At 46.6% G+C, this 22369-nt stretch carries 17 protein-coding genes; 5 read left to right on the top strand and 12 right to left on the bottom strand.

Features of this window, described 5'->3' with window-relative positions; genetic code table 11:
- The 5 genes from CSD97_RS10845 to CSD97_RS10825 all read left to right on the top strand — a co-directional run.
- Window positions 1-282, top strand: a 282-nt coding sequence (locus tag CSD97_RS10845) for a transposase (RefSeq protein ID WP_143272418.1), incomplete at its 5' end; no start/stop codon positions are given.
- 53 nt (window positions 283-335) lie between these two features.
- A complete protein-coding gene (locus tag CSD97_RS10840) occupies window positions 336-1136 on the top strand; it encodes a Cof-type HAD-IIB family hydrolase (protein WP_005835301.1) in 801 nt (266 codons plus the stop codon).
- Between the two features lie 12 nt (window positions 1137-1148).
- Window positions 1149-2891 (top strand): AAA family ATPase, encoded by a 1743-nt coding sequence (locus CSD97_RS10835; protein WP_005835299.1) that lies wholly within the window; start codon window positions 1149-1151, stop codon window positions 2889-2891.
- Window positions 2892-2959: 68 nt separating this feature from the next.
- Window positions 2960-3574, top strand: a complete 615-nt coding sequence (locus CSD97_RS10830; RefSeq protein ID WP_009037122.1) for an L-threonylcarbamoyladenylate synthase — start codon at window positions 2960-2962, stop codon at window positions 3572-3574.
- 76 nt (window positions 3575-3650) lie between these two features.
- Window positions 3651-4673: an AI-2E family transporter gene (locus tag CSD97_RS10825; RefSeq protein ID WP_057097207.1), complete on the top strand. Its 1023-nt coding sequence runs from the start codon at window positions 3651-3653 to the stop codon at window positions 4671-4673.
- 4 nt (window positions 4674-4677) lie between these two features.
- Here CSD97_RS10825 and CSD97_RS10820 read toward each other — a convergent pair whose 3' ends face one another.
- The 12 genes from CSD97_RS10820 to CSD97_RS10750 all read right to left on the bottom strand — a co-directional run bounded on the left by CSD97_RS10820 (window position 4678) and on the right by CSD97_RS10750 (window position 22366).
- Complete coding sequence (locus CSD97_RS10820; protein ID WP_227232469.1) at window positions 4678-5898, bottom strand: 6-bladed beta-propeller; 1221 nt, start codon at window positions 5896-5898, stop codon at window positions 4678-4680.
- A 43-nt stretch (window positions 5899-5941) separates the two neighbouring features.
- Window positions 5942-6790 (bottom strand): formylglycine-generating enzyme family protein, encoded by an 849-nt coding sequence (locus tag CSD97_RS10815; RefSeq protein ID WP_035450030.1) that lies wholly within the window; start codon window positions 6788-6790, stop codon window positions 5942-5944.
- 785 nt (window positions 6791-7575) lie between these two features.
- Complete coding sequence (locus CSD97_RS10805) at window positions 7576-7794, bottom strand: galactosyltransferase-related protein (RefSeq protein ID WP_061411404.1); 219 nt, start codon at window positions 7792-7794, stop codon at window positions 7576-7578.
- Window positions 7795-8042: 248 nt separating this feature from the next.
- Window positions 8043-8384: a DUF3244 domain-containing protein gene (locus CSD97_RS10800; protein ID WP_225982651.1), complete on the bottom strand. Its 342-nt coding sequence runs from the start codon at window positions 8382-8384 to the stop codon at window positions 8043-8045.
- A 118-nt stretch (window positions 8385-8502) separates the two neighbouring features.
- Window positions 8503-9942 carry a hypothetical protein gene (locus CSD97_RS10795; protein WP_229076145.1) on the bottom strand — a complete coding sequence of 480 codons (1440 nt, stop codon included), beginning with the start codon at window positions 9940-9942 and terminating at the stop codon, window positions 8503-8505.
- Between the two features lie 72 nt (window positions 9943-10014).
- Window positions 10015-10191, bottom strand: coding sequence for a hypothetical protein (locus tag CSD97_RS19085; protein ID WP_016272559.1), 177 nt, complete (start codon window positions 10189-10191; stop codon window positions 10015-10017).
- Window positions 10192-10981: 790 nt separating this feature from the next.
- Window positions 10982-11632 (bottom strand): hypothetical protein, encoded by a 651-nt coding sequence (locus CSD97_RS10775; protein ID WP_008665573.1) that lies wholly within the window; start codon window positions 11630-11632, stop codon window positions 10982-10984.
- 48 nt (window positions 11633-11680) lie between these two features.
- Window positions 11681-14887 (bottom strand): efflux RND transporter permease subunit, encoded by a 3207-nt coding sequence (locus tag CSD97_RS10770; protein WP_057256520.1) that lies wholly within the window; start codon window positions 14885-14887, stop codon window positions 11681-11683.
- Window positions 14887-16359 (bottom strand): TolC family protein, encoded by a 1473-nt coding sequence (locus tag CSD97_RS10765; RefSeq protein ID WP_005835284.1) that lies wholly within the window; start codon window positions 16357-16359, stop codon window positions 14887-14889. Before CSD97_RS10765 ends, CSD97_RS10770 begins: the two co-directional genes overlap by 1 nt.
- Window positions 16356-19427 (bottom strand): efflux RND transporter permease subunit, encoded by a 3072-nt coding sequence (locus CSD97_RS10760; protein ID WP_057097220.1) that lies wholly within the window; start codon window positions 19425-19427, stop codon window positions 16356-16358. Before CSD97_RS10760 ends, CSD97_RS10765 begins: the two co-directional genes overlap by 4 nt.
- Window positions 19428-19485: 58 nt before the next feature.
- Window positions 19486-20559: an efflux RND transporter periplasmic adaptor subunit gene (locus tag CSD97_RS10755; RefSeq protein ID WP_022402360.1), complete on the bottom strand. Its 1074-nt coding sequence runs from the start codon at window positions 20557-20559 to the stop codon at window positions 19486-19488.
- 124 nt (window positions 20560-20683) lie between these two features.
- Window positions 20684-22366 carry an O-antigen ligase family protein gene (locus CSD97_RS10750; protein ID WP_098032379.1) on the bottom strand — a complete coding sequence of 561 codons (1683 nt, stop codon included), beginning with the start codon at window positions 22364-22366 and terminating at the stop codon, window positions 20684-20686.
- Window positions 22367-22369 lie beyond the last annotated feature (3 nt).

The following is a 22369-nucleotide window of genomic DNA, read 5'->3' as shown; positions in this document are numbered from 1 at the left end:
AAATTCCCAAGACTCTGCAAGATACTTGCTGACGGAGGTTATCAAGGGGATTTGGCTATGTGGACAAAACAAAAGTTCGGATGGGACTTGGAGGTTGTACTCAGACCCAAAGAAAACCCCAGAAAATTCAATGTAGTACCTAAACGATGGATTGTTGAAAGGACTTTCTCATGGTTGGAAAACTATAGAAGGCTCACTATTGATTACGAATTCCTGACGGAAACGGCAGAAGCAATGGTAACGGTGGCATTTATACAAATACTCCTTAAGAGATTTTTCTAAGCATTTCAAAACAAATTCTAAGTAATTTCGCGCACAAGATAAAAGAACCCCTTATGATAAAAGCTCTGTTTTTTGACATCGACGGAACCTTGGTCAGCTTCAAGACCCACGAAATTCCCGTTTCCACTATTGAAGCGTTGACTGCCGCCAAGGCCAAAGGCATACATATCTTCATTTCTACCGGACGTCCGCGCGTCATCATCAACAACTTGTCCGCCTTGCAGGAACGGAATCTGATAGACGGCTACATCACGATGAACGGCGCCTATTGCTTTGTAGAAGACACCGTTATCTACAAAAGCCCCATACCGACAGCGGAAGTGGATGCCTTGACAGCTTTCTGCCACGAACGCAACATCCCATGCATCCTGGTGGGAGAGCACGACATCTGCGTGAACCAGCCCGGCGAAGTAGTGGAGGAAATCTTCCATCACCAATTGAAAGTGGACCCCATCGAAGCAAAGCCCTATACCGACAGCCATGCCGACAAAGCCTTCTTCCAGCTGACTCCCTTTATCAACGCCGAGGAAGAAGCAATCATCCTGCCCTCCGTCCCCCACTGCGAGATGGGCCGCTGGCATCCTGCCTTCGTAGACGTGACAGCCAAAGGAAACACCAAGCAAAACGGTATCGACCAGATTATCCGCCACTTCGGCATCAAGCTGGAAGAGACCATGGCCTTCGGCGACGGAGGAAATGACATCAGCATGTTGCGCCATGCCGGTATCGGTGTAGCCATGGGCAATGCCAATAACGACGTAAAAGCTGCCAGTAACTACACAACCACTTCTGTTGATGAAGACGGCATCGCCAACGCCCTGAAATATTTCGGCATAGTCGGGAATCCATCATAAATCTGAAATCTTTTGAGCTTCGTTCCCGATACACAAAACAAAGAGTTTCAAGATGCCTTGAACCTCATTCAGTATACCCGTCAGTCCGTATTCCTGACGGGCAAAGCAGGTACGGGCAAATCGACCTTCCTGAAATATATCTGCGCGAATACGAAGAAAAAGCATGTAGTGCTTGCCCCTACCGGAATAGCCGCCATCAATGCCGGAGGCAGTACCCTGCACAGCTTCTTCAAACTGCCCTTCTACCCCCTGCTGCCCGATGACCCGAACTTCAGTCTGCAACGGGGACGCATCCACGAATTTTTCAAATACACCAAACCCCACCGCAAACTACTGGAAGAACTGGAACTGGTCATCATCGACGAGATTTCCATGGTACGCGCCGACATCATCGACGCCGTAGACCGCATCCTGCGCGTCTATTCCCGCAACCTGCGCGAACCCTTCGGCGGCAAACAGATATTATTGGTGGGCGATGTGTTCCAGTTGGAACCCGTCGTCAAAGGAGATGAACGGGAGATACTGAACCGATTCTACCCTACCCCTTATTTCTTCTCTGCCAGGGTATTCGGCCAGATAGACCTTGTCTCCATCGAACTGCAGAAAGTATACCGGCAAACAGACAGCAAGTTCATCCATGTGCTGGACCACATCCGCAACAATACCGTCGGCTCTGCCGAACTTCAGCTGCTCAACACCCGCTATGGCACCCAAATAGAGCAATCGGAAGCCGACATGTACATCACCCTCGCCACCCGCCGTGACAATGTGGACTACATCAACGACAAAAAACTGGCGGAACTTCCCGGTGACCCGGTCACCTTCTACGGCGAAATCATGGGAGACTTTCCCGAAAGCAGCCTCCCCACCTCGCAGGAACTGGTACTGAAACCGGGCGCACAAATCATCTTCATCAAGAATGACTTCGACCGCCGCTGGGTGAACGGCACCATCGGCGTCATCAGCGGCTTCGACCCTATCGAAGAGACCCTCTACGTCATCACCGACGACGGCAAGGAATGTGACGTCAAACGAGAGTCGTGGCGAAACATCCGCTACAAATACAACGAAGAAAAGAAACAGATTGAAGAGGAAGAACTGGGAACCTTTACACAATATCCCGTGCGCCTGGCATGGGCCATCACCGTCCACAAGAGCCAAGGGCTGACCTTCAGCCGGGTAGTCATCGACTTTACCGGCGGCGTGTTTGCCGGTGGGCAGGCATACGTAGCCCTCAGCCGCTGCACCTCGCTGGAAGGCATCCAGCTGAAAAAGCCCATCAGCCGTGCCGATGTATTCGTGCGTCCGGAGATTGTCAGTTTCTCCGAACGCTTCAACAACCGCACCGCCATCGACCGTGCCTTGAAGCAAGCACAGGCAGACGTTCAATACGTTGCCGCCGCCAAAGCCTTCGACAAAGGGGATTTCGGCACTTTCCTGGATGAGTTTTTCAAAGCCATCCATTCCCGCTACGACATCGAGAAGCCCAACGTGCAGCGCCTCATCCGCCGGAAGCTGAACATCATCAACCGTCTGAAAGAGGAAAACCGTGCACTGAAACAAGCAGCATTGGAGAAAGAGAAAGCCCTTGTAAAGTATGCCCGCGAATACATCCTTATGGGTGACGAATGCCTGAAGCATGACATGAAGGAGGCAGCCATGAAAAACTATGAGAAAGCCGTCACCCTCTGTCCCAAATTCAAAGAGGCCTGGAAGAAGATAAAGAAACTGGAGAAAGAGATGCTAAAAAGGTGAATCGCTTGTTTATAAGCCGATTATTATCTATTTTTGCATGTAATATAAAACTCAAATCCATTTCCGCCATGCTTCTGAAACTTTATGAAAAAAATAACAATCCCGCCGACCTGCAGCAGGTGATCGACCTACTGAATGACGGAGGTATCCTTATCTACCCTACCGACACCATGTATGCCATCGGCTGCCACGGACTGAAGGAGCGCGCCATCGAGCGCATCTGCCGCCTCAAGGACATCGACCCCAAGAAGAACAATCTTTCCATCATCTGCTACGACTTGAGCAAGGTCAGCGAATACGCCAAAGTGGACAACAGCACCTTCAAGTTGATGAAGCGTAATCTGCCCGGAGCTTTCACCTTCATTCTGAACGGCACCACCCGCCTGCCCAAGATATTCCGTAACCGTAAGGAGGTCGGCATCCGTATGCCGGACAATTCCATCATTCAGGAAATAGCCCGCCTGCTGGATGCTCCCATCATGACAACTACATTGCCGCATGATGACAATGAGGACATTGAATACTGCACAGACCCGGAACTGATTGACGAGAAATTCGGTGATATTGTCGATTTGGTAATAGACGGCGGTATCGGCGGTACGGAAGGCTCTACCGTAGTGGATTGCACCAATGGGGAGCCGGAAATCATACGCCAGGGGTTAGGCTGGCTGGACGAAGGATAAATATTGAATTCCGGCCACAATTTCCAAACCTTTTCAACTTCTTTTATGTTTCTTTACTAAGAAATACAGGAACTTTATGAGCACAAAAGAACAATACTGGAAATATTCATTGATAGCTATCATTATCGGGCTGGGAATCATTCTTTTCAGACAAATAGCCCCATTCATGGGCGGTCTGCTGGGAGCCTTGACTATCTATATCCTGGTAAGAAAGCAGATGATGTATCTTTCCGACAAGCGGAAAATGAAGCGCAGCATAGCTGCCACCCTCATTACAGCAGAGGCAATTCTCTGCTTTCTGGTTCCGCTTGGGCTGGTGGTATGGCTGGCTGTGGTCAATCTTCAAAACATCAATCTGGACCCGCAAGCCATTATAGCTCCTTTCGAAGAAGCGGCCAACATCATTAAAGCCAAAACCGGCTACTATATCTTGGGGAAAGACACGGTGGCATACGTCATTTCAATTCTTCCCCGCATCGGGCAAGCCATCATGGGAGGTATCAGCAGTTTTGCCGTCAACATCTTCGTACTGGTCTTTGTACTCTACTTCATGCTGATAGGGGGCAAAAAGATGGAACAGTACGTCAACGACCTACTGCCGTTCAATGATGACAATACACAAAACGTCATCCACGAAATCAACATGATTGTCCGCTCCAATGCCATCGGCATCCCCTTACTCGCCGTCATACAAGGAGGAGTAGCCATGATAGGCTACTGGATTTTCGGTGCTCCCAACATCTTGTTCACCGGTTTCCTGACCTGCTTCGCCAGCATCATCCCAATGGTAGGAACAGCGCTGGTATGGTTTCCGATAGCTGTCTACATGGCATTGATAGGCAACTGGGTTCAAGCTATCGGGCTGGCCATCTATGGCGGTGCAGTCATTTCACAGCTCGACAACCTGATACGCTTCATCATCCAGAAGAAAATGGCAGACATTCATCCGCTTATCACTGTCTTCGGAGTTGTAATTGGCTTGTCCCTTTTCGGATTCATGGGTGTCATCTTCGGGCCACTGCTCTTATCACTATTCTTTCTGTTCGTGGATATGTTTAAAAGAGGGTATTTGGATGCAAGGGGGAAGACGACGGAATAAGTACTTAATAAAGCATGACCATAATAGGGTTACCTTCCTCTTCTACTCCCATTCTCCGTTGATTATCATCACTGAGTTCATCCGGTTGTAACAAAGCAAAAAAATGTCCATCCGAAGTGACTCCCCTGATTTGGATATGCTGATTATTCATTTTATCAAATAAGCTATCACCCTTTTGGCAAACAACAGTTTTCTTTTCCTTATGGTAAAATCCACAATATGACTGGCTTTCTTCTAAATATAAGCTTGTATGAAAATGGAAATAGATGTATTCTGCATTCTCCAGAATATAGTCTATGGCTATTTTCTTATCACATCCTTCTACATCCAATTGCTGCTGCTCACTCCAGTGCCACTCACCCAGTTCAAAAACCAGATATGGAGTAAGTCCCTGCTCTGAAATAGTATAGATAGTATCATTAAAAGCTTGTTTCACTCGGATGGCATCCTTAGATTTCCATAACGAAGGGCTATTGATTGCCGTATAATATTTCCGGTCACCAACAAATTCTGCCATTGCCAAGTCACCTCCATAAGCAACATTGCCCCCCAACAAATTTGAAACCGACAAAACCTCATCCATGGGAAGCAGGGCTGAATTCCATGTAGCAATACCGGTCAATGACATCGTATTTCTATCCATATAAAAGACTGATGGCGTCTCCGGAGAGAGTTTCATTTTATTATGTCCCCAAATTCTGTCCGCATCCATCAAATAGTAATTTTGGGACAGAATACAATTGACTGTATCTTGCAATCGAATTCTATCCTTATATTTCCCATCAAATCCATATAGTAGGAAATCATTATTCCATCCCAATAGATAAACGGTTCTCCGAACCGCATCAGCCCAAAAGCTCACTTTCCCCCATGAATCCTTTGCATATCCTTCCGGATCAGTACCTACGTGTCCAATATCCCGAATATACTTCCCGTTAGTACGGTCAAAAAGTTTCAGATTCTGATGGACAGAAGATACCAATATCGCACTATCCATAATTATGCACTCCGGATATTTTCCTATAATAGCCTGCTCATTAGTCTCCAAAGGAATATAACTTATGCTGGAAAACAAATTTTGTACAGATTGTCCTTCTGACAATCTACTCATTGCTTCCGCAACATTAATTACATTGCCATCAATCTGCTTTTCGGAACACGAAGTTACAACCAACATCAATAATAAAAAGAATTTCCACATATATCTCATACCATTTCTATTCATTACTCTGAAAGTAGTAAAATATCACTTATCATCATTAATTACATTATTTAATCGATTCCGGCTCCATCACAAGGCGAAAACCTCCATACTCGTCACTATAATTCTCAATGTCGTAATCAATGTACGACACCCGACACCCCTCTGCTGTTCCTCCCCAACTTCCACCTCGCAATATTCGGCGGAAAAAAAGATAAGTACCCTCAAAAGGCCATCCCGGATGGATAGACTTACCACCTTGCTTGTATTCTTTAGTGTACAAATCACCGCACCACTCCCAAACATTGCCACTCATATCATACAATCCCAATTCATTGCTTTTTTTCAGACCTACCGGACGGGTAGTTCCAGCTTCTCCATATTGTCCGCCAGAGGAATTCCCAACATACCAAGCCACCTCACTTACCTGATTGCTGCCACTGTATTTATAGTGCTTACTTTTGTGTCCACCACGCGCTGCGTATTCCCATTCGGCCTCAGTCGGAAGACGAAATGTTTTACCGGTCATAGCATTTAATCTACCGATAAACTCCTGCGCATTTTTCCAGCTTACATTTTCCATCGGGCAATCTCCGCATCCCCCATTAAACGGCAAAATGGAATCAGTATCCATAACCGCCCTCCACAGCCTTTGAGTAACTTCATATTTTCCTATGTAAAAATCAGATACCGACTCCTTACGTGCTGGTTTCTCGTTATCCTCACAGTCACATCCCTGCTCATCTGTACATCCCATCATAAATGTACCTCCTTTCACAAAAACCATCTCAATAGAATCCCCATTCACAACAACTACAAGTTGCTGAATAGGAGTTTCATTCGACTGACATCGAATAAAAACAGTTATAAGACATATTGCCAAAACAACAGTCAATGCTTTAACTCTTCTTTTCATACTTTCATTAAGAACATTCTCTTCCTTAGTATTTCATACTATATATACGAATAGCACAAACATACTAAAAACAAATGAATTACGAACTATTCATAGATATATTTTTCACACTTCATGGGAAAACAGTTTCATCTTTATATCAACTTCTTAATAAAGAACAGCTATTATGGGGTTACCTTCTTCTTCAACTCCCATTCTCTGTTGATTATCATCGCTAAGTTCATCCGGTTGTAATAAAGCAAAAAAACATCCATCCGAACTAACTCCCCGAATTTGAATATGCTGATTGTTCTCTTTATCAAACAAGTTATCACCTTCTTGGCATACAACTGTTTTCTTGCGAATAAATATAAATCACTTCTTATATATGCAAGAATCATTTATGCTTACTTCAACAATACGATTACTATTTGACCCAAATAAATGTTCATTTTGAATATACAACTCTATTTCATGGCCTGGCAAATAATTCTGAAACCATTCATAATTTATTTCACTTTCCATACCTCTATTTATATAATAAAAAGAATCATTCTCCAACTCTATTACAATATCATTATGCTCTGTAGCAGATACACTTCTAACAATTCCTCTTTGCAGACTTATGTTATTTGATATAGACACGAATCTAAATATTAAAAATAGAGCTATAAAAGCCATCAAGACATACACTACAATTTTTTTTTCATACGTAAATAATTATTATGCTTCTTACTAAAAAGAAGCGTTATACAATCTTTTCTTTAGCTAAAAACGAACAAGTTTCACCCGACTTCATATCCTGATTACGACTCCAGACCATCATAAAATTCTGCATCCTCAAATCCATAGCCTACCAAAGCCTCATTATAACCTTTCATTGCAATAAAGCCTCGCTTCTTCAAACATATTCGTCCAAAAACATCACGTTTACAAAGAGTACTGATATAGAATATATTTTCTTCATTCTCAAACTTCTTCATCACGAACTCTGCAAAGCCTTTCCCCCAGATAATTATCTGCATCCAGATTACATACCGACTCGCTAACCTAAAAACCATATTCCCACTATGACTTCGTCGATAATAAGCCGGTTCATGCAAGTGATGCAAAATGAGATTTGTTTCATAGTGTTATATATTCATTATCAAATCAATGAACAGTAAATCTACCGAATGCATAAGCCCCATCCGCGCCCTTTATCTCAAGTAAAAAATCACCACCTAAACCTTGCTGTAACTGTACTTTTCTTAATATAGGAGAGTCTATATTCTCATAATATAGGAGAGTCTATATTCTCAGCAGAGGAGTAAACAACATTCCCATTCTGAGAAATTGCAATTTCCACTTCACCTATCGATTGATAGAATTCCAAATCAATGGAATGGTCATCATTCAAAAATGCTAAAAAAGGAGTAGCTGAAGGAATAGAACGATGAGCATTCCCCGGACCACCCGGTAAATCAAAATCCTCATCCATGACGATTTCTACTCTCGAAGGAAAAGTAACTGAATCTGCACTTACTACATTTACTACAAGAAAGTAGTATAAACTTAACAAAATAAAAAATGATTTCATAGTATCTTTAGTTTTGAATGTTACAAAGATAGCCATTCAATCACTTCTTAGAGAAAATACGAGTGGACAACACAAGACAAGTCAATACTCTATACACCAATAAGATGACAGTAAAAACATTTCTAAATTAGTGGACGAAAATCAAGCGATTATTCTAGTAAAGAGCTACAAATTCTTCCAATTTATCATTTGTATCCAAACTTAAGATTCCCCTCAACCTCCGTTTCTTCGTAAAAATGGAATTCATCTCACAGTCAAAAGTGAACATCAATTCACTGGAAGTGAAACCGACTTTAAGCAAAGCCAACAACATCAAGTTGCCACTAGTTAATTTAAAATCTTTCTTTAACCGAGAAATAAAATTACCATATATTAAATCTATATATTCAAGGAGTTGTTCTTTCTCCTGGTTGGTCATATTCTTCACAATCAGCTTTTCCTTCTTCAATTGTTCCAAGAGATAAACGCCATTTACACATACATTTTCACTTATTTTTTTATTCTCACTCTCCAATAGCAAAATCTTTTGGTTCAATTTAGCAATCTTCTCTCTATTTGTTTCTGCCATCTCACCTGCCCTTTGTTTCAACACATCAAGTTCATAAACATATCGTTTAATCATGCACTCATTTTCTTCTATTATTTGCATATTCTTCCGGAACAGTCCTTCATATCTCTTTCTCAAAAGAAAATACAAAACAATGCATAGCAGTATAATAAACAAGACTACTGCTATCCAAAAATAAAGCTGTATTTGCTTTTCACGTTCAACCTGTTGCTTTTCTAAAAGAAGTTTTCCTCTTTCATATTTACGTTGCAAAGTCAAAATTTGAGATGTTTGTTTAGCATCCCGTTCAATGACTAACAACGAATCAGACTTTTCTTTGAAATAGAGAGCCATTGCATACTTTTTCTGTTTCTTTTCCAACAGATACAAATAGTGATATGCACCCGCCAGAGTACGAGGATTTTCAGAATTCAAAGCTAAAGCGAAACATCTTCCAGCCTCATCCAACTTATTTAGATTCAAATAAATATTCCCCAATGACATTGAACAGTGATGCATAGAATGCCTATCTTGTTCAGTCTCTACCGCAGTTTTCAACAGGGCTATTGCATCTCCCAAATCCCCTTCATTTCTTTTGGCAATCCCTTTTACTTGTAATAAAGAAGGGATTACCCGTTCAAAACTGATACATCCTTTCTTTTTCTCACACAAGGACAAAGCACGATTAATGTAATTATAAACACTGTCATATTTCTGTTCTACATAATAAATACGAGCAATATCCCGATAAACATATATAACTCCTAAAGTATCAACAGCCTTTTGAAAACAATACGCTGAACTTTGATAATTGTCGAGAGCATCTTTATATAGCTTTCTGTCCGTATTCAAAACACCGATATATTCATGTACAAATCCCTGCAACTTATATTCTTCCGTCTTCTCCAATTTAGCCAAAGCGCTCAAATAAGCTTGTATAGCCAATGTATCATTATCTTGCAAAGCTGCCACTTTACCATAATAAAACAATGCCTTTCCTGCTTTTACACCATCATCCTTATAATAATCTACCGCAATTTTTATCAACGAATCCGACTGCAAACTATCCAGATAGTTTTTATCACGTGCTTGCGTTAGCAGCAATGCATAGTCCGCCCGCTACTTCCCACGAAGCTCCTCCGGATGAGGAATTTGCTCCAACAGCAGCAATGCACTGTCAGGATATACATCCATATACCTCTCTACCTTATCAAAAACATTGGATACGTTCTTCTCTACGCAAGAACCTAACAGTACACAAACGGACAAAAGCCCAAGATATAACAGTTTTTTCATATGAACATGTTCTTTACCAGATTATCATTGCGTATACACAGAATCCTTTTGGAGATAAATATTCACACCAGCCAACGGCAATCCTTTTTCCCCATCAGTCACAATGCCATTTGTCTGCGCATTAGAAACAACTGCACAGCAGAATGTTATGAACAGTACTATACATCGCTTCATAATCCATGTATATATAATTAAACTTTGGATGAGAATAAGCTTTTTTACGGCCTCTCCCTTCAAAGATACAAAAAACCGCTTCAACAATGTACAAAAACAAGATAAATGTGACAAACAAAACAAATAGCTCAGAGCTTGTTTCCCCTTACATAGGCTTCCTTTCCATTTTCTGTACGGAGTTATCAGCGCCTATCGGCCGTGATGCGCTCTGCCAACGGCCGTCAACCACTCGACTAACGACCGTCAACAAGGTGCTTCATAACCGTTGAACACCTATTATACTCATAGTTTCCCCATACTGTGCACCTATCTTATTCCTATTATGAGCCCAGCTGCAGTCTATCGGTAAACGGTCTTTTACGAAGTTAATACCGTGTTTACACGAAACGCATATCGTGTAAACAAGATATTTGCAAAATGCTGTACATTCTATTAATACACTAACAAACAAGATATTAACTTACTTTTCGGCGTATTTCCGCTGTGGAAGCAAAAGTTGCTTCCACCTTTTTGAGTTGCTTCCACAGCACTTGTAATGCCGATGAATAAAGGGATGCAGGAAGTAGGTGGAAGTGTGGAAGCAGAAATGATAAAACTAAGCAGAGATAATTTTCCCTTAAAAGCAATAAAACTCCAGAATCTGCTGGAGCAAAGCATCCTGCTTTCCCAGACCTTTTTCCAACTCCACACTTTTCAGGTTATAGAGTTGTGCCAGCAAAGCTGACGACTGCTTCTCGCAAAGACGGGAATCATGTACCTGCTCCATCCAGCAGACGGTCTCTCCCCAAACATCTACCGAAAGATGTGACAAGACTTCTGTCGGGGCTCCCCCCTTCTCCACCTTACGGAAGATTTCGACCAAAGCACACAACAAGCTGGACATTATCTGTTTACAACGGGAATGGGAACGGGATTCCCGGTTTCTGAAACGTAGCAGGAAATAGTACCCCAGCCATAAATAAACGGTGGTGACTTCTGCATGGATTTTCTCTATCCTCTTCCAATGCGCAACCAAGGCAGCATCAATTTCTTCCAGAATCGCATCCGTATCATCTTCTATGTAGTATTTCTGCGCAAGACACTCTATCACGCACCCCCATTTCGCCATATCCACACACTCTTGCGTACGCCCCATCCATACATGGGCTTCCTCCAATATCCGGAATGCCTTTTCTCCACATTCTGGAGCATCATAAAACCGATACTGACGAAACAACAGAAGAGACTGACATAATAACTCATCCAAAGAGTACTCCGCACTTTCCATATTTAAAATTCAAGTATCCATTCAGGTAACAAAATCGAGCAAAAGTAATCATTTCCTAAGAAAATCACGCTGTTTCAGCACAAAAACCGGCAGGAAAAAGAAGATACCGATGACGGACATCACCAGTCCGCCAATGGTACCCGCCGCCAATGGAAACCAGAAAGCCTCCTTGTCCTCACCTATCATGAAAGGGATAAATCCCAGAATGGTAGAAACTACCGTGAGGAAAATAGGAACGACCTTCGCATTCCACGCCTTGACGTAGGCACGAAGAGCGGAAAGACGGGGGAAACGACGTCGGATGCTGTTGTACTCGTTCAGGACATAGATGCTGGCATTCACCGTGATGCCGCACAGCAGGACGAACGAGGCAAAACCGCCCTGGTCGAAGTTCAGCCGGAACCAATAGAAAGTAAGAAATACCCCGATATAAGAAACCGGAATCACAAAGATGATGGCAAGCGGCTGCTTCAGGGAGTTGAACAGAACGCTGGTCGTAAAGAAGATGATGGCTATCACCACCAGCAGAAGCAGGTATTGGCGGTTGTCCTTCTCGCCCCATGACCAACTGTTGCTGTCCGACTCGGCTGTATAACCCATCGGCAACAGTTTGTTGAACTCCTCCAGGTCACGTTTCTGTATCTTGTTGCCCATCTCATTGGAGCCGATATATTCGTATTGCAGGCAGAGGCGGTACTGCTGGTTTTCTTTGGCAATCTCCTGCGGCATCTGTCCCTTTTCCACAGTAGTCAGTTCGGAAAGCTTGTAATGCTTGCCGTTTCCTACTCCATAGGGGAAGAACTGCATCGCCCAGATGTCATATTCGGCAGACTGGCGGGAAGAGAGCTTGATTTTCTCCATCCCCTGCTCGGCCGCTACCGAACCAATCTCCAGATTCTTGCCAAAGATGGGGCGCACCGCAGAGAAAAGCACTTGCGCGTCGATGCCCTCTTGCGCCATGCGCTCCTTGTTCAGGTTGAAGTAGAATTCCTGATAGTCATCCTTCCACCAGGAGAACTCCGAATTGATGAGCACTTCCTTGATACGCCGGTGCGTCAGCAGCTTGGCCTTCAGCTTCTCCGCCCACTCATAGAGTTCGTCGTAGTTGTAGCCGTACATCCTGATGCGGTAGGAGCCGGCACTCTCGCGGACGTCATTACTGAACCCCTGGTCCTGCAATCCGTAGATGCCCCAGCTGCCGCCTCCCAGTTCCAGTGCCTTGCTTATCATATTGGCTTTCAGTGTATAGGGAAAACCGCTGTTCCGGGCTTCCTTCTTGAAATAAATCTGCATACTGGCACGCCGGGGGCTGTAGATGGAAGTATGAAACTGCCTGATTTCCTTGAACCGGCTGAGGTAGGTCTCCATACGTTTCATCAAAGTGTTCATCTGCTCGAGGGTGCTGCCATTGGGAAGGTTGGCGTTGGCATAGAGCACCACCTCCTCATTACGGGTGAAGTAACTGCCTTCGTACACCTTCTGTATGAAAAGCCGCAAGCTGCCGCCCAGCGCCTTGTCCACAATGGGTTTCACCGACTCCTTATAGGTATCCGAACCGAATACCTTATTGTAAGCAGCTTCCCATTTTCCCCCTCCTTCCAGTTTGTCGGGCAACAGAAAAACGGGCAGACCGAAACCCAACAGTAACAGCAGGCATACAGCCCAGCGCCAACGGCACAGAAAACGGATGAGAGCAGAATAGCAGCAGGAGAAATAAACGGGGAAACGTCTGAAAATCCGTCCCAACCTTGTTTTGAATGTTTGCGTCAGCCCCGGCAAGACAAGACGCCTCTTCTTCCCCGTAATCCGCCTCACCAGTCCTATCTTCTCAATCATCGACGGAACAAAGAACAACGCCACCATCAAGGAAACAGCCAGATTGATGATCACTACCGCTGCAAAGTCCTGCAGGTTGAGCCGTATCTTCTCGTCAAGGAAGAAAATGATAACAAGCGCACCCATCGTAGTGAGGGTTGCCGCCAACACCGACAGGAAGGCCTTGAGATTACGCCGATGCAGAATGTGGTCGGTCATGACAATGGTGCTGTCTATCACCAGATTCAGCGAGACAGTGATACCCGCCAGCGAATAAAGCTGCATCTCAAGTCCGAAGAGGTAGTAGAAGATAAGTGCCACCGCTATATTTACAGCCAGGCTGGTAACTATCAGAAAAAGATATTTCAACTTACGAGTAATGAGCCATACAAATACAAGCAGGATGAGTACCGTCAAACCGGTACGGAAGTAAATCTTGTCCAGTTCTTCCCGTATGTACTCGGTCGCATCATAGCTGGTATGCACTTCATATCCGACAGGAAGTACCTGCCGAACAGCTTCCATCTCGTCCATCACGGCACGGTTCAGTTGCAACTGGTTGGCAGTTTCTTCCGCAGTAATGGATAGATAGACGGAATTCAGCCCATTGATGCGGTAATAGCTTTGCGGCTCCTCCTCCATACGGACAGCCGACACCAGTTCGTCCAAGCGGAGCAGTTTCCCGTCGGTAGCCGTCACGGTGATGGCAGCAGGATTAAAACCAAGGGAGTTGCTCTCCGGCACCAGTGCCAGGCGTATCCATTCCCGGCTACCGTTACCTGTATCCACATTGTGCGTACCCAGAAATTCCTTCCGGTAATGCCGCTGTACTGCCTCGCTGATGTCCGATAGGGTCACACCCAGCAAGCGCAACTGTTCACTGTCATATTCCAGTCTCCACTCCATGGGCGTGGCACCGCTGAGTTCCACCTTATAGATACCCGGAATATTTGCCAGCCGCGGCTTGATATGCTCCTCGGCATACTGCTGAATCAATATCGGAGTGGAAGGGGCATTCAGTGTGAAGGACATGAAAGGGCGTGAGGCGTTCTCGTCGGGCACTTTCATGTGAATGGTGGGATAGCTGACACCTTCGGGCAATTGGGGCCACGTCTGCCGGATGATGGTGGAAGCTTCGAAGCGGACTGCCTCGACATCGGCATGCTTGTCCAGCTCCACAGTAATGTTGCCGTAGCCGTTGCCCGAAGTGGAGTTCAGCCGCTTCACTCCGCGGATACGCGCCAGCATGGATTCCAGCTTGCTGGTCACTTCCATCTCCACCACCCGCGACGAAGTGCCAGGCATGCTGAAACCCACCGTGAAGCCGGGCAGGCTGCGTGACGGATTCAGCTTGACGGGGAGCAGCGGTATCAACGCCACCCCTACCAAAGCAAGGCAGACAAACGCCACTATGACGGTGAAGGAAGAAACTCGTTTCATCAGTTATTATAATCAAATTTTTCCGACAGCGAAAATCCGCTGGCAAAGTCGTGCAACGTCAGTTTCCGTATCTTGTAATAATTCAGCCAGTAGTCCTGCAAGGCGGAGATGTAATTGCGTTGCGCTTCCTGCTGGCGGTTCAGCGAGAGGGTCAGGCTGTTGATGTCTGCCTTGCCGATAATGAAGCGCTGGCGGGTTTCGTTATACGCCAGGATGGCAAGGTCGAGGGCCTCTTCGGCACTGGCGACGAGGGCTTGCTGGACGTTGAAGTCGCTGACGGTCATGATAACCTCCTCCTCAATGCTGATTTCACTTTGCCTGGCAGAAGTCTTCACCACGTTCAGATTGTTCCTCGCCATGTTGTATTTGCCTTTCCTCACGCCCCAGTCCACCAGTGGAATGGAGACACTGACCGACACCATCTCCTGCTGCATGGGATGCCTGTATGCTTCACCGAATTTCTCCGCCACCTGGTTGAAGCCGACGCTGGCGTTGATGCTGGCGTTGAAGCGCGATTCCTTCTTCGTCTTGTCTACTGTCTGCTCGGCTTCCAGCACTTCCTGACGAAGCCCCAGAAATTCCGGATTGTTGGCTTGAGCGGCCAGCAAAGCCTCATCAACCGGTATGGTCAGCGCCCTCGGACGTCCCGGAAGCGACACCCTGATATCCGTGTTCTTCTCCATATTCAGGAAAGATGCCAACGAAAACATGGCGCGCTTCAAGGCACTGGCGGCATTCTGCAAAGTATTGCGGGCGTTCACCACGTCGAGTTTCAGCGTCAGCAGGTCGGCACGGCTGATGGCGGCTATTTTCAAGCGCTGCATGCCGATGCGGTAGAGGGTATCGGTGGAGACGGCATTGTCCTTGGCCAAGTCATATTCCGCCTGTGCCATGGCAAGCGCAAAGAAATAGGTCGTGGCCTGCTCGGATACTCGCTCTGCATTGTAAATATACTCCTTCTTCACCTTTTCGTACTTCAGCGGCTCAATCCTGCGTTCCCAACGGAAAGGATTGTAACCGACCAGACTCTGCGAGTAGCCCAAACGAACCGGAACACTGGTGAACTGGGTATACTTGTTTCCACCGAAGCTCCGCATATAGCCCAGCTCCGTATCCAGATAGAACGTACCGCCCGTCAAGTCGAAATTCTGTCTGACGGCAAGATTGCCGTATGCATAGAAGGATTGCTGGCTGCGATAGATGTCAAGGTCCTGTTCGGAGTCGTAACGCTTGGTGATATCGCGGTTGTACTGTGCCGGAGTCATGTTCAGCGTCAGGCTGGGAAGGCGGTTTGCCTTATAGGTGCGGTATTCCCAATAACCGGCCAGATACATGTTCTTGGTGCGGAAGGCTTCCAGCGAACTGTCATTCGCCAGGGCAATGGTCTGCTGCAAATCGAGCGTTATCCGCTGTTGGGCAAAAGCGGAAAAGGCTCCCAGACTGAACAAAAGTATAAGACTTAATTTCTTCATGCTCTTTCTTTTCTATAAATAAACCAATATATCAACGGGATGATGAACAGACTGACCAGTGTCCCCACGAACATCGCCCCAATCATCGCTATGGAAAGCGGCTTCTGCAGCTCCGAGCCCATGTCGAACGAGAACAGCAGCGGAACCATAGCGAAAATGGTGGTGAGCGATGTCATGATGATGGGCCGGAGCCTTCTGCGCCCCGCCTCGTGGATGGCCTCGAGCAACGGCATACCAGCCCTCCGTAATTCATTAATGGCATCCAGCTTTAGGATGGAGTCGTTGATGATGATACCGCACGTCACTATCAGTCCGATGGCAGACATCAGGTTCAAGGTATGCCCGCATATCCACAACAGAAGCAGGGCAAACGCCACATCTATCGGAATTTCCAGCAGCACGATGAGCGGCTGCACGAAGCTTTCGAACTGGGCGGCAAGAATGAAATACATCAGCAGGATAGAGATGAAAAGAATCACCACCAACTCGTCCAGCATCTGGCGGTTGGAGAAGAAACTGCCGGAGAAGGCCGTATCCCAGTCACCCGTGGCATCTGCCTCCCGCTTCACCTTTTCCATCAACTCCGGAGCATCGTCCACTTCATAGAAACGGAACGGTATATATTCACCGTTGCGTCCTGCCGTAATCGTTTTCAAATCCTCGGCCGGACGCACCTTTACCAGCTCCCGAAGCGGAATATGCTCCACTTCGCCCTTACTGTCCGGACGGGTCTGTATCAATGTCTGCTGCAGCACCTCATTCACTGTCCGCTCCTCGCCCACAATGCTGATAGGCAGGTATTGCTGGTAGGAATGGAGCATAGCTACGCTGTTCTCCTTGAATACCGTCCGCAGCGTACGGTAAAGCTCGTCATACGAAACGTCATAGAGCAACAGCCTTTCCTGCAGGATGCTTATGTCAAGCTGGTTCTCGAAAGCGATACCTACGGGCGCTGTCCCCGTAAGCTCCGCAAACTGTTGTTCCAGTCCGCGCAATTCTTCCGCCGCCGGCGCCTTCTCCTTGTTACGGGCATAAAGTTCCGCCACCACATCGGCCTCCCCGGTCACGAAAAGCTTCTCGAACACGGTTTCGGGTGGAGAAAAGGAGACTGTCGCCAACGGATATTCCCGCATCAACCACTCGCCCGCCTGCTTCTGCAAGGGAGCAATCCCGTCAGGCGAGGAAGTCTTGAAATACAATTCTGCCTCCGAAGAAGAGAGAGCCTGCTCACGGTTCAGCAGATAGTCCTGCTGGCCTATGGCAGCCGTCTGTTCCACAGTCTTGTCCAACAACTGTCCGAACAGCACATTCACACGATGCCGGTTCTCGTCCACATGTATATTTTCGTTCCATTCCACGTGGACTATCAGTTCATTCTGGTCTATCTGCGGCATACGCTCCTTGGCTATGGAATAAAACAGAAAGACACAAAGAGGAATAGAAACCACACAGAATATGATACTTACCGTCTTATGGGAAAATACCCAGTCGATGCCCACATCATAAAAACGGTCCAGCGTATGTTCCTTCAACGGATTGTTGATGCGGATGCGGGAGAACCACGACCTGCCGCGCAACCCCGTCCGGTAGACCAGCATATAGAGGACCGGCAGCAGCATGATACCCGTGAAGTAGGAAACCAGCAGCCCCACCGTAACAGAGAATGCCTGGTCATAGAAAAGCGCTCCCGCAATGCCGCTCATAAATATCAGCGGCACAAACACGGCAACCGTGGTCAGGGATGAGCTCAGCATCGGCGTCACCACCTCACCCGTACCCGCCACGCAAGCCCGCCTCAACGAATAACCCCGTTCGCGGTACTGCGAAATATTTTCCGTGACAATGATGCTGCTGTCAATCATCATACCCAACGCCAGAATCAATCCGGACAGAGAAATTATATTGAGCGACATCCTGAACAGATAGAAGAACAAGAAACAGATTACAATGGACACCACCATGCTCAGGCCGATGATGAACGGCGACTTGACATCCCCCAAGAAGAGTACCGCCACAATGCAGATGAACAGGAAACCCAACGACAAATTTTGCTGAAGATTGGAGATGGTATAGTCCAGCAACTCCGTCTGGTTACGGCTGATGCTAAAATCAATGTCGGGATATACTTTCTTGAAGTAGTCCATCGTGCTGTTGATGGCAAGCTTCATGTCTTCCATATTCTCGTCCGCCTGCTTGATGACGGCAAGGGTAACGGCACGCTTGCCATTGCTCATGGAGACACCTTTCTCCTTGGCAGGAACAATCTCTACCCGGCAGAAGTCTCCCAAGCGGATGATACGTCCTTCCTTTCGCAGCAGGATGCCCTTCACGTCCTCCTCTGTCCGCAGCAGGGTGGAGAACTTAATGTTGTATTCGTAGTAGCCGTCGCGCACAGTCATGCTGCCCGGCTCCACGTTGTTTTGCGCCAGCACGTTTTCTATGTCTTCAATGGAGAGCCCCAACACAGCAAGCTTATCCGGGTCGGGCACAATCTGTAACTGGCGTTCGACCAAACCCGTGACATCCACCATTGCCACTTCCGCCAACTGCTCGATGCGACGCTTTATGACATTTTCGGCAAACTCGCACAAATCAAGAAACGCGCGTTCGTCCACCTTGCCGTATGCACTGTCGCTTTTTAGGGTCAGATTGAGGTAGAAGACAGGAATGTCCGTCGCACTTGCCTTTATCACCTTCGGGCGTTCGGCATCCTTGGGCAGATAGTTCATGGCGGCGTCAATCTTCTCGTTCACTTCTATGAAGGCAAGGTCGGTATTCGTACCGAAGTCGAAGCCCAGGCGGATGATGCCTGCACCATCGCGCGTCTCGCTGTCCATGTCCTTCAGTTTCGCCACCTGGATGAGCTGCTGCCGCAGAGGTTTCACCACCGTATTCTCTAATTCACGCGCCGAGGTATTCTGCGCCGACACCTGCACTGTAATTTCCGGGATGGCAATATCGGGCAGCAAGGATACCGGCAAGGTGAAGTAAGTCACCAGCCCGACAATGAAGCATGCTGTAAATGCCATCAGTACGGCAATAGGCCGCTGTATCAAAAACTTTATCAATTTTCAATTATGAATTTAAATTGTGAATTATGAATTTTCAACTTTCAATTTTCATCTTTCAATTTTCCACCACCTTCACCGGCGCCTCATGTGCCAAATTCACATTTCCCGTCACGATGACCGTATCGCCTTCTTTCAGGGCATCGTCGGCCATGCTGTAGCTTTCCGCATTCTCCAGTCCGGTCTGCACATAGTTCCACTGCGCCTTTCCGTCTTTCAGGGTAAAGACGACTTGCTTACCCGAACGCAGTACGACGGCACTTTTGGGTATCACGAGCTGACTGTCCAGAGAACGGTGTACATTTACCCTCACATTCATGCCGCTAAACAGACGTCCCCTGCCATTGACGGATGCCTTTACTTTCACCATTCCCTTATCATCTACCAGAGGATTGATTTGGGTGATGCGGCCCTCTTGTTTGGAAGCGGCATCCGAGTAAGGGGTGACAATCACCTTGTCGCCACTCTTTATCAGGGGGAGTTCACTTTCCAGTACCGTAAAGTCCACTTCCATGCTCTGAGTGCCAATGATGGAGCAGAAAGATTCCGAAGTGCTTGCCTCGTTAAAGGGCTTGGAAAAGAGGTTCGCCACCACGCCGTCGAAGGGGGCAACCAGCGTAGCATGCTCTTCTTCATAGGCGGCGAGTTCGTACTGGGAGAGACTTTGGTCGTAACCGCTCTTTACTCGTGCCAGCTTCATGATGTCGGCAGGAATTTTGGAAGTATCACCCACCGGATAGCCTTGCCCTATCAATACGTCCTGCAGCTCAAGTTCCGCTTTGTCCAGAGCATCCTTGGCTTGCGCGGTCTTGTTCTTCAGACGGAACTTATCCAGTTCGGCAAGTTTCTGCCCTTTGCGCACCGGGTCACCGTTCTTCACGTAGATGTGTGCCACTACACCGGTGGTCTCAAAACGCAAATCCGCCATGGCACCGGCGGTTACTTTTCCGTTGCTCACCAGTTCATGCTCAAAGGTCGCCCGCTTCAGGACTTTCACGGTCACTTCATTGCTTTCACTTGGCAGGACGGTTGCCACCCCTTCCTCGGACTCTTTTCCCTTTCCGGCATCGGAGCAGGCGGCAAGCAGGGCAACGGCCATGCATAGCAGGTATCGATAGTTCTGTGTCTTCATATTCATACTCAATTATAAATTGACAAAATTAATCGTTTCAAAAAAACGAACCGATATTTGCATGTGGACACTTTTTTCATAGCACTTTAGTAATTAGTTCGCTCATTATTAACGCTTTACGTTCTTATTCATCTTTTTTAATATGGACAAAAATAAGCTGAATCTTTTTTATTTCCTCCCTCATCTGTCGTATTGCCGTAGAATGCACTTTCGGCTCTTTCGTCAATACCATCCACTTCATTTTTTCAAACTTGTCCGGTTGCCTGAAGCTTGGTTCCGCATAAAGCTTCGCAAGCAGATAATAGGGATAAATACGTCCCGGCAAACGATGGGTGGAACGGATAAACCAGTCTTCCGCTGACAAGCAATCACCCATCTGCTGATAGTTTTTGCCTATCACATTCAGTATCATGGGGTCACAACTACGCTGTAAAGCTTCTTTCAAAATACGGTTGGATTTACTGAACTGCTGCTGCTTGTGCAATCCATGCCCATATTCGAACAAGAAAGATGCCCGGTCCCTCAACAGAGGATAAAGGCGCCCGTACTCTTTCTCTGCCGATTGATACGCACCTGCATTATACAGCACCCGCGCATTCATCCACTCCCGACAGGCCTGCTCCACTTGCAAGTCATTCTTCAGGCGAAAACCGCCAATGATGCCTACTGATACAGCCAGCCCCAACCATTGCCAACGGTCGGCACCGGACAAGCACGCCACAAGCAATCCTCCAAATGTAACGATAAATACCGGAAGTTGTAGCGGATAGGAGGAAAAAGAGAATATCATCAAAGAAAGAATGGCCCCACAGATACCATAACGTCCTTTACGGACTCCCCTATACAAACACAGCACGACCACAACCAATAGACATACAGCCAAAGGAATGCCCAGTTCGACCGCAGCCTGCAGATATTCATTGAATGCATATTCCGGACTTCCCGCCACACGTTCCTCCCACGGTTCATAATCACCTGCTGCAAAATAAGTTTCCTGCGCATTTCCGTAGGCTGCTGCGAAATTATGAATCCCATATCCGGTCAACGGCTTTTCTGCAATGGCACGACAAGTTATCTTCCACATGAAAAGACGGCCACGTGCAGAATCGGGTTTCAAGACAAACAGTAAATAGCCTGCCAATAGCAAGACACAGAATCCACCGACCACTACCATCACCACACGCTGCCTTTGCTGCTGCCATAATAATCTGAACTTATCCGTCCAATCCATATGCCAAGCATATACACACAGACAGGAAACTCCTGCCGCCAACCATGCCGAACGGCTCATTCCTGCCGGAAGCACACAAAAGATAAGCAGCATCACGCCACCGGCAACCATAGCTCCAACTTTATCCATCACCTTTTTCCATCCTTTCCCGTCATTCCGGTCAGAGCAGAGAATCTCCCCCCTCTTGGTCAGCCATTGATGCAGACAGACCGGAAGTATCATGGCCAAATAGCCGGAATAAGGCCCCGGATTGAAGAAAGAACCTGTCAATACATACAAGGAATGGTTGGACACAGCATAACCATAAAGCTGCCTCAATCCCCAAACAGCCTCAATGCCCCCCAGCATTACCAATACCCACGAAACCGGTATAAAAAGAAAATACCTTTTTTCCATCATCAATCCAGCCATCAACAGACATCCTGCAACTACCAATGCACTTTTATCGAAATAGAGCCATTGCCCTATAACATCAGCTGCAGGAAGTCCGGAAGAAACGTTACATGCCAAAGACAATAAAACTATACAAGCAATGTAGACCAAACTTCCAGTCAATAGATTACGTACATTATTCATTCT

The organism is Bacteroides sp. AR29 (assembly GCF_900217715.1).
GTDB lineage: Bacteria > Bacteroidota > Bacteroidia > Bacteroidales > Bacteroidaceae > Bacteroides > Bacteroides uniformis.
Note: the sequence above shows the minus strand (reverse complement) of the source record. Positions and strands in the feature narration are given on the sequence as shown.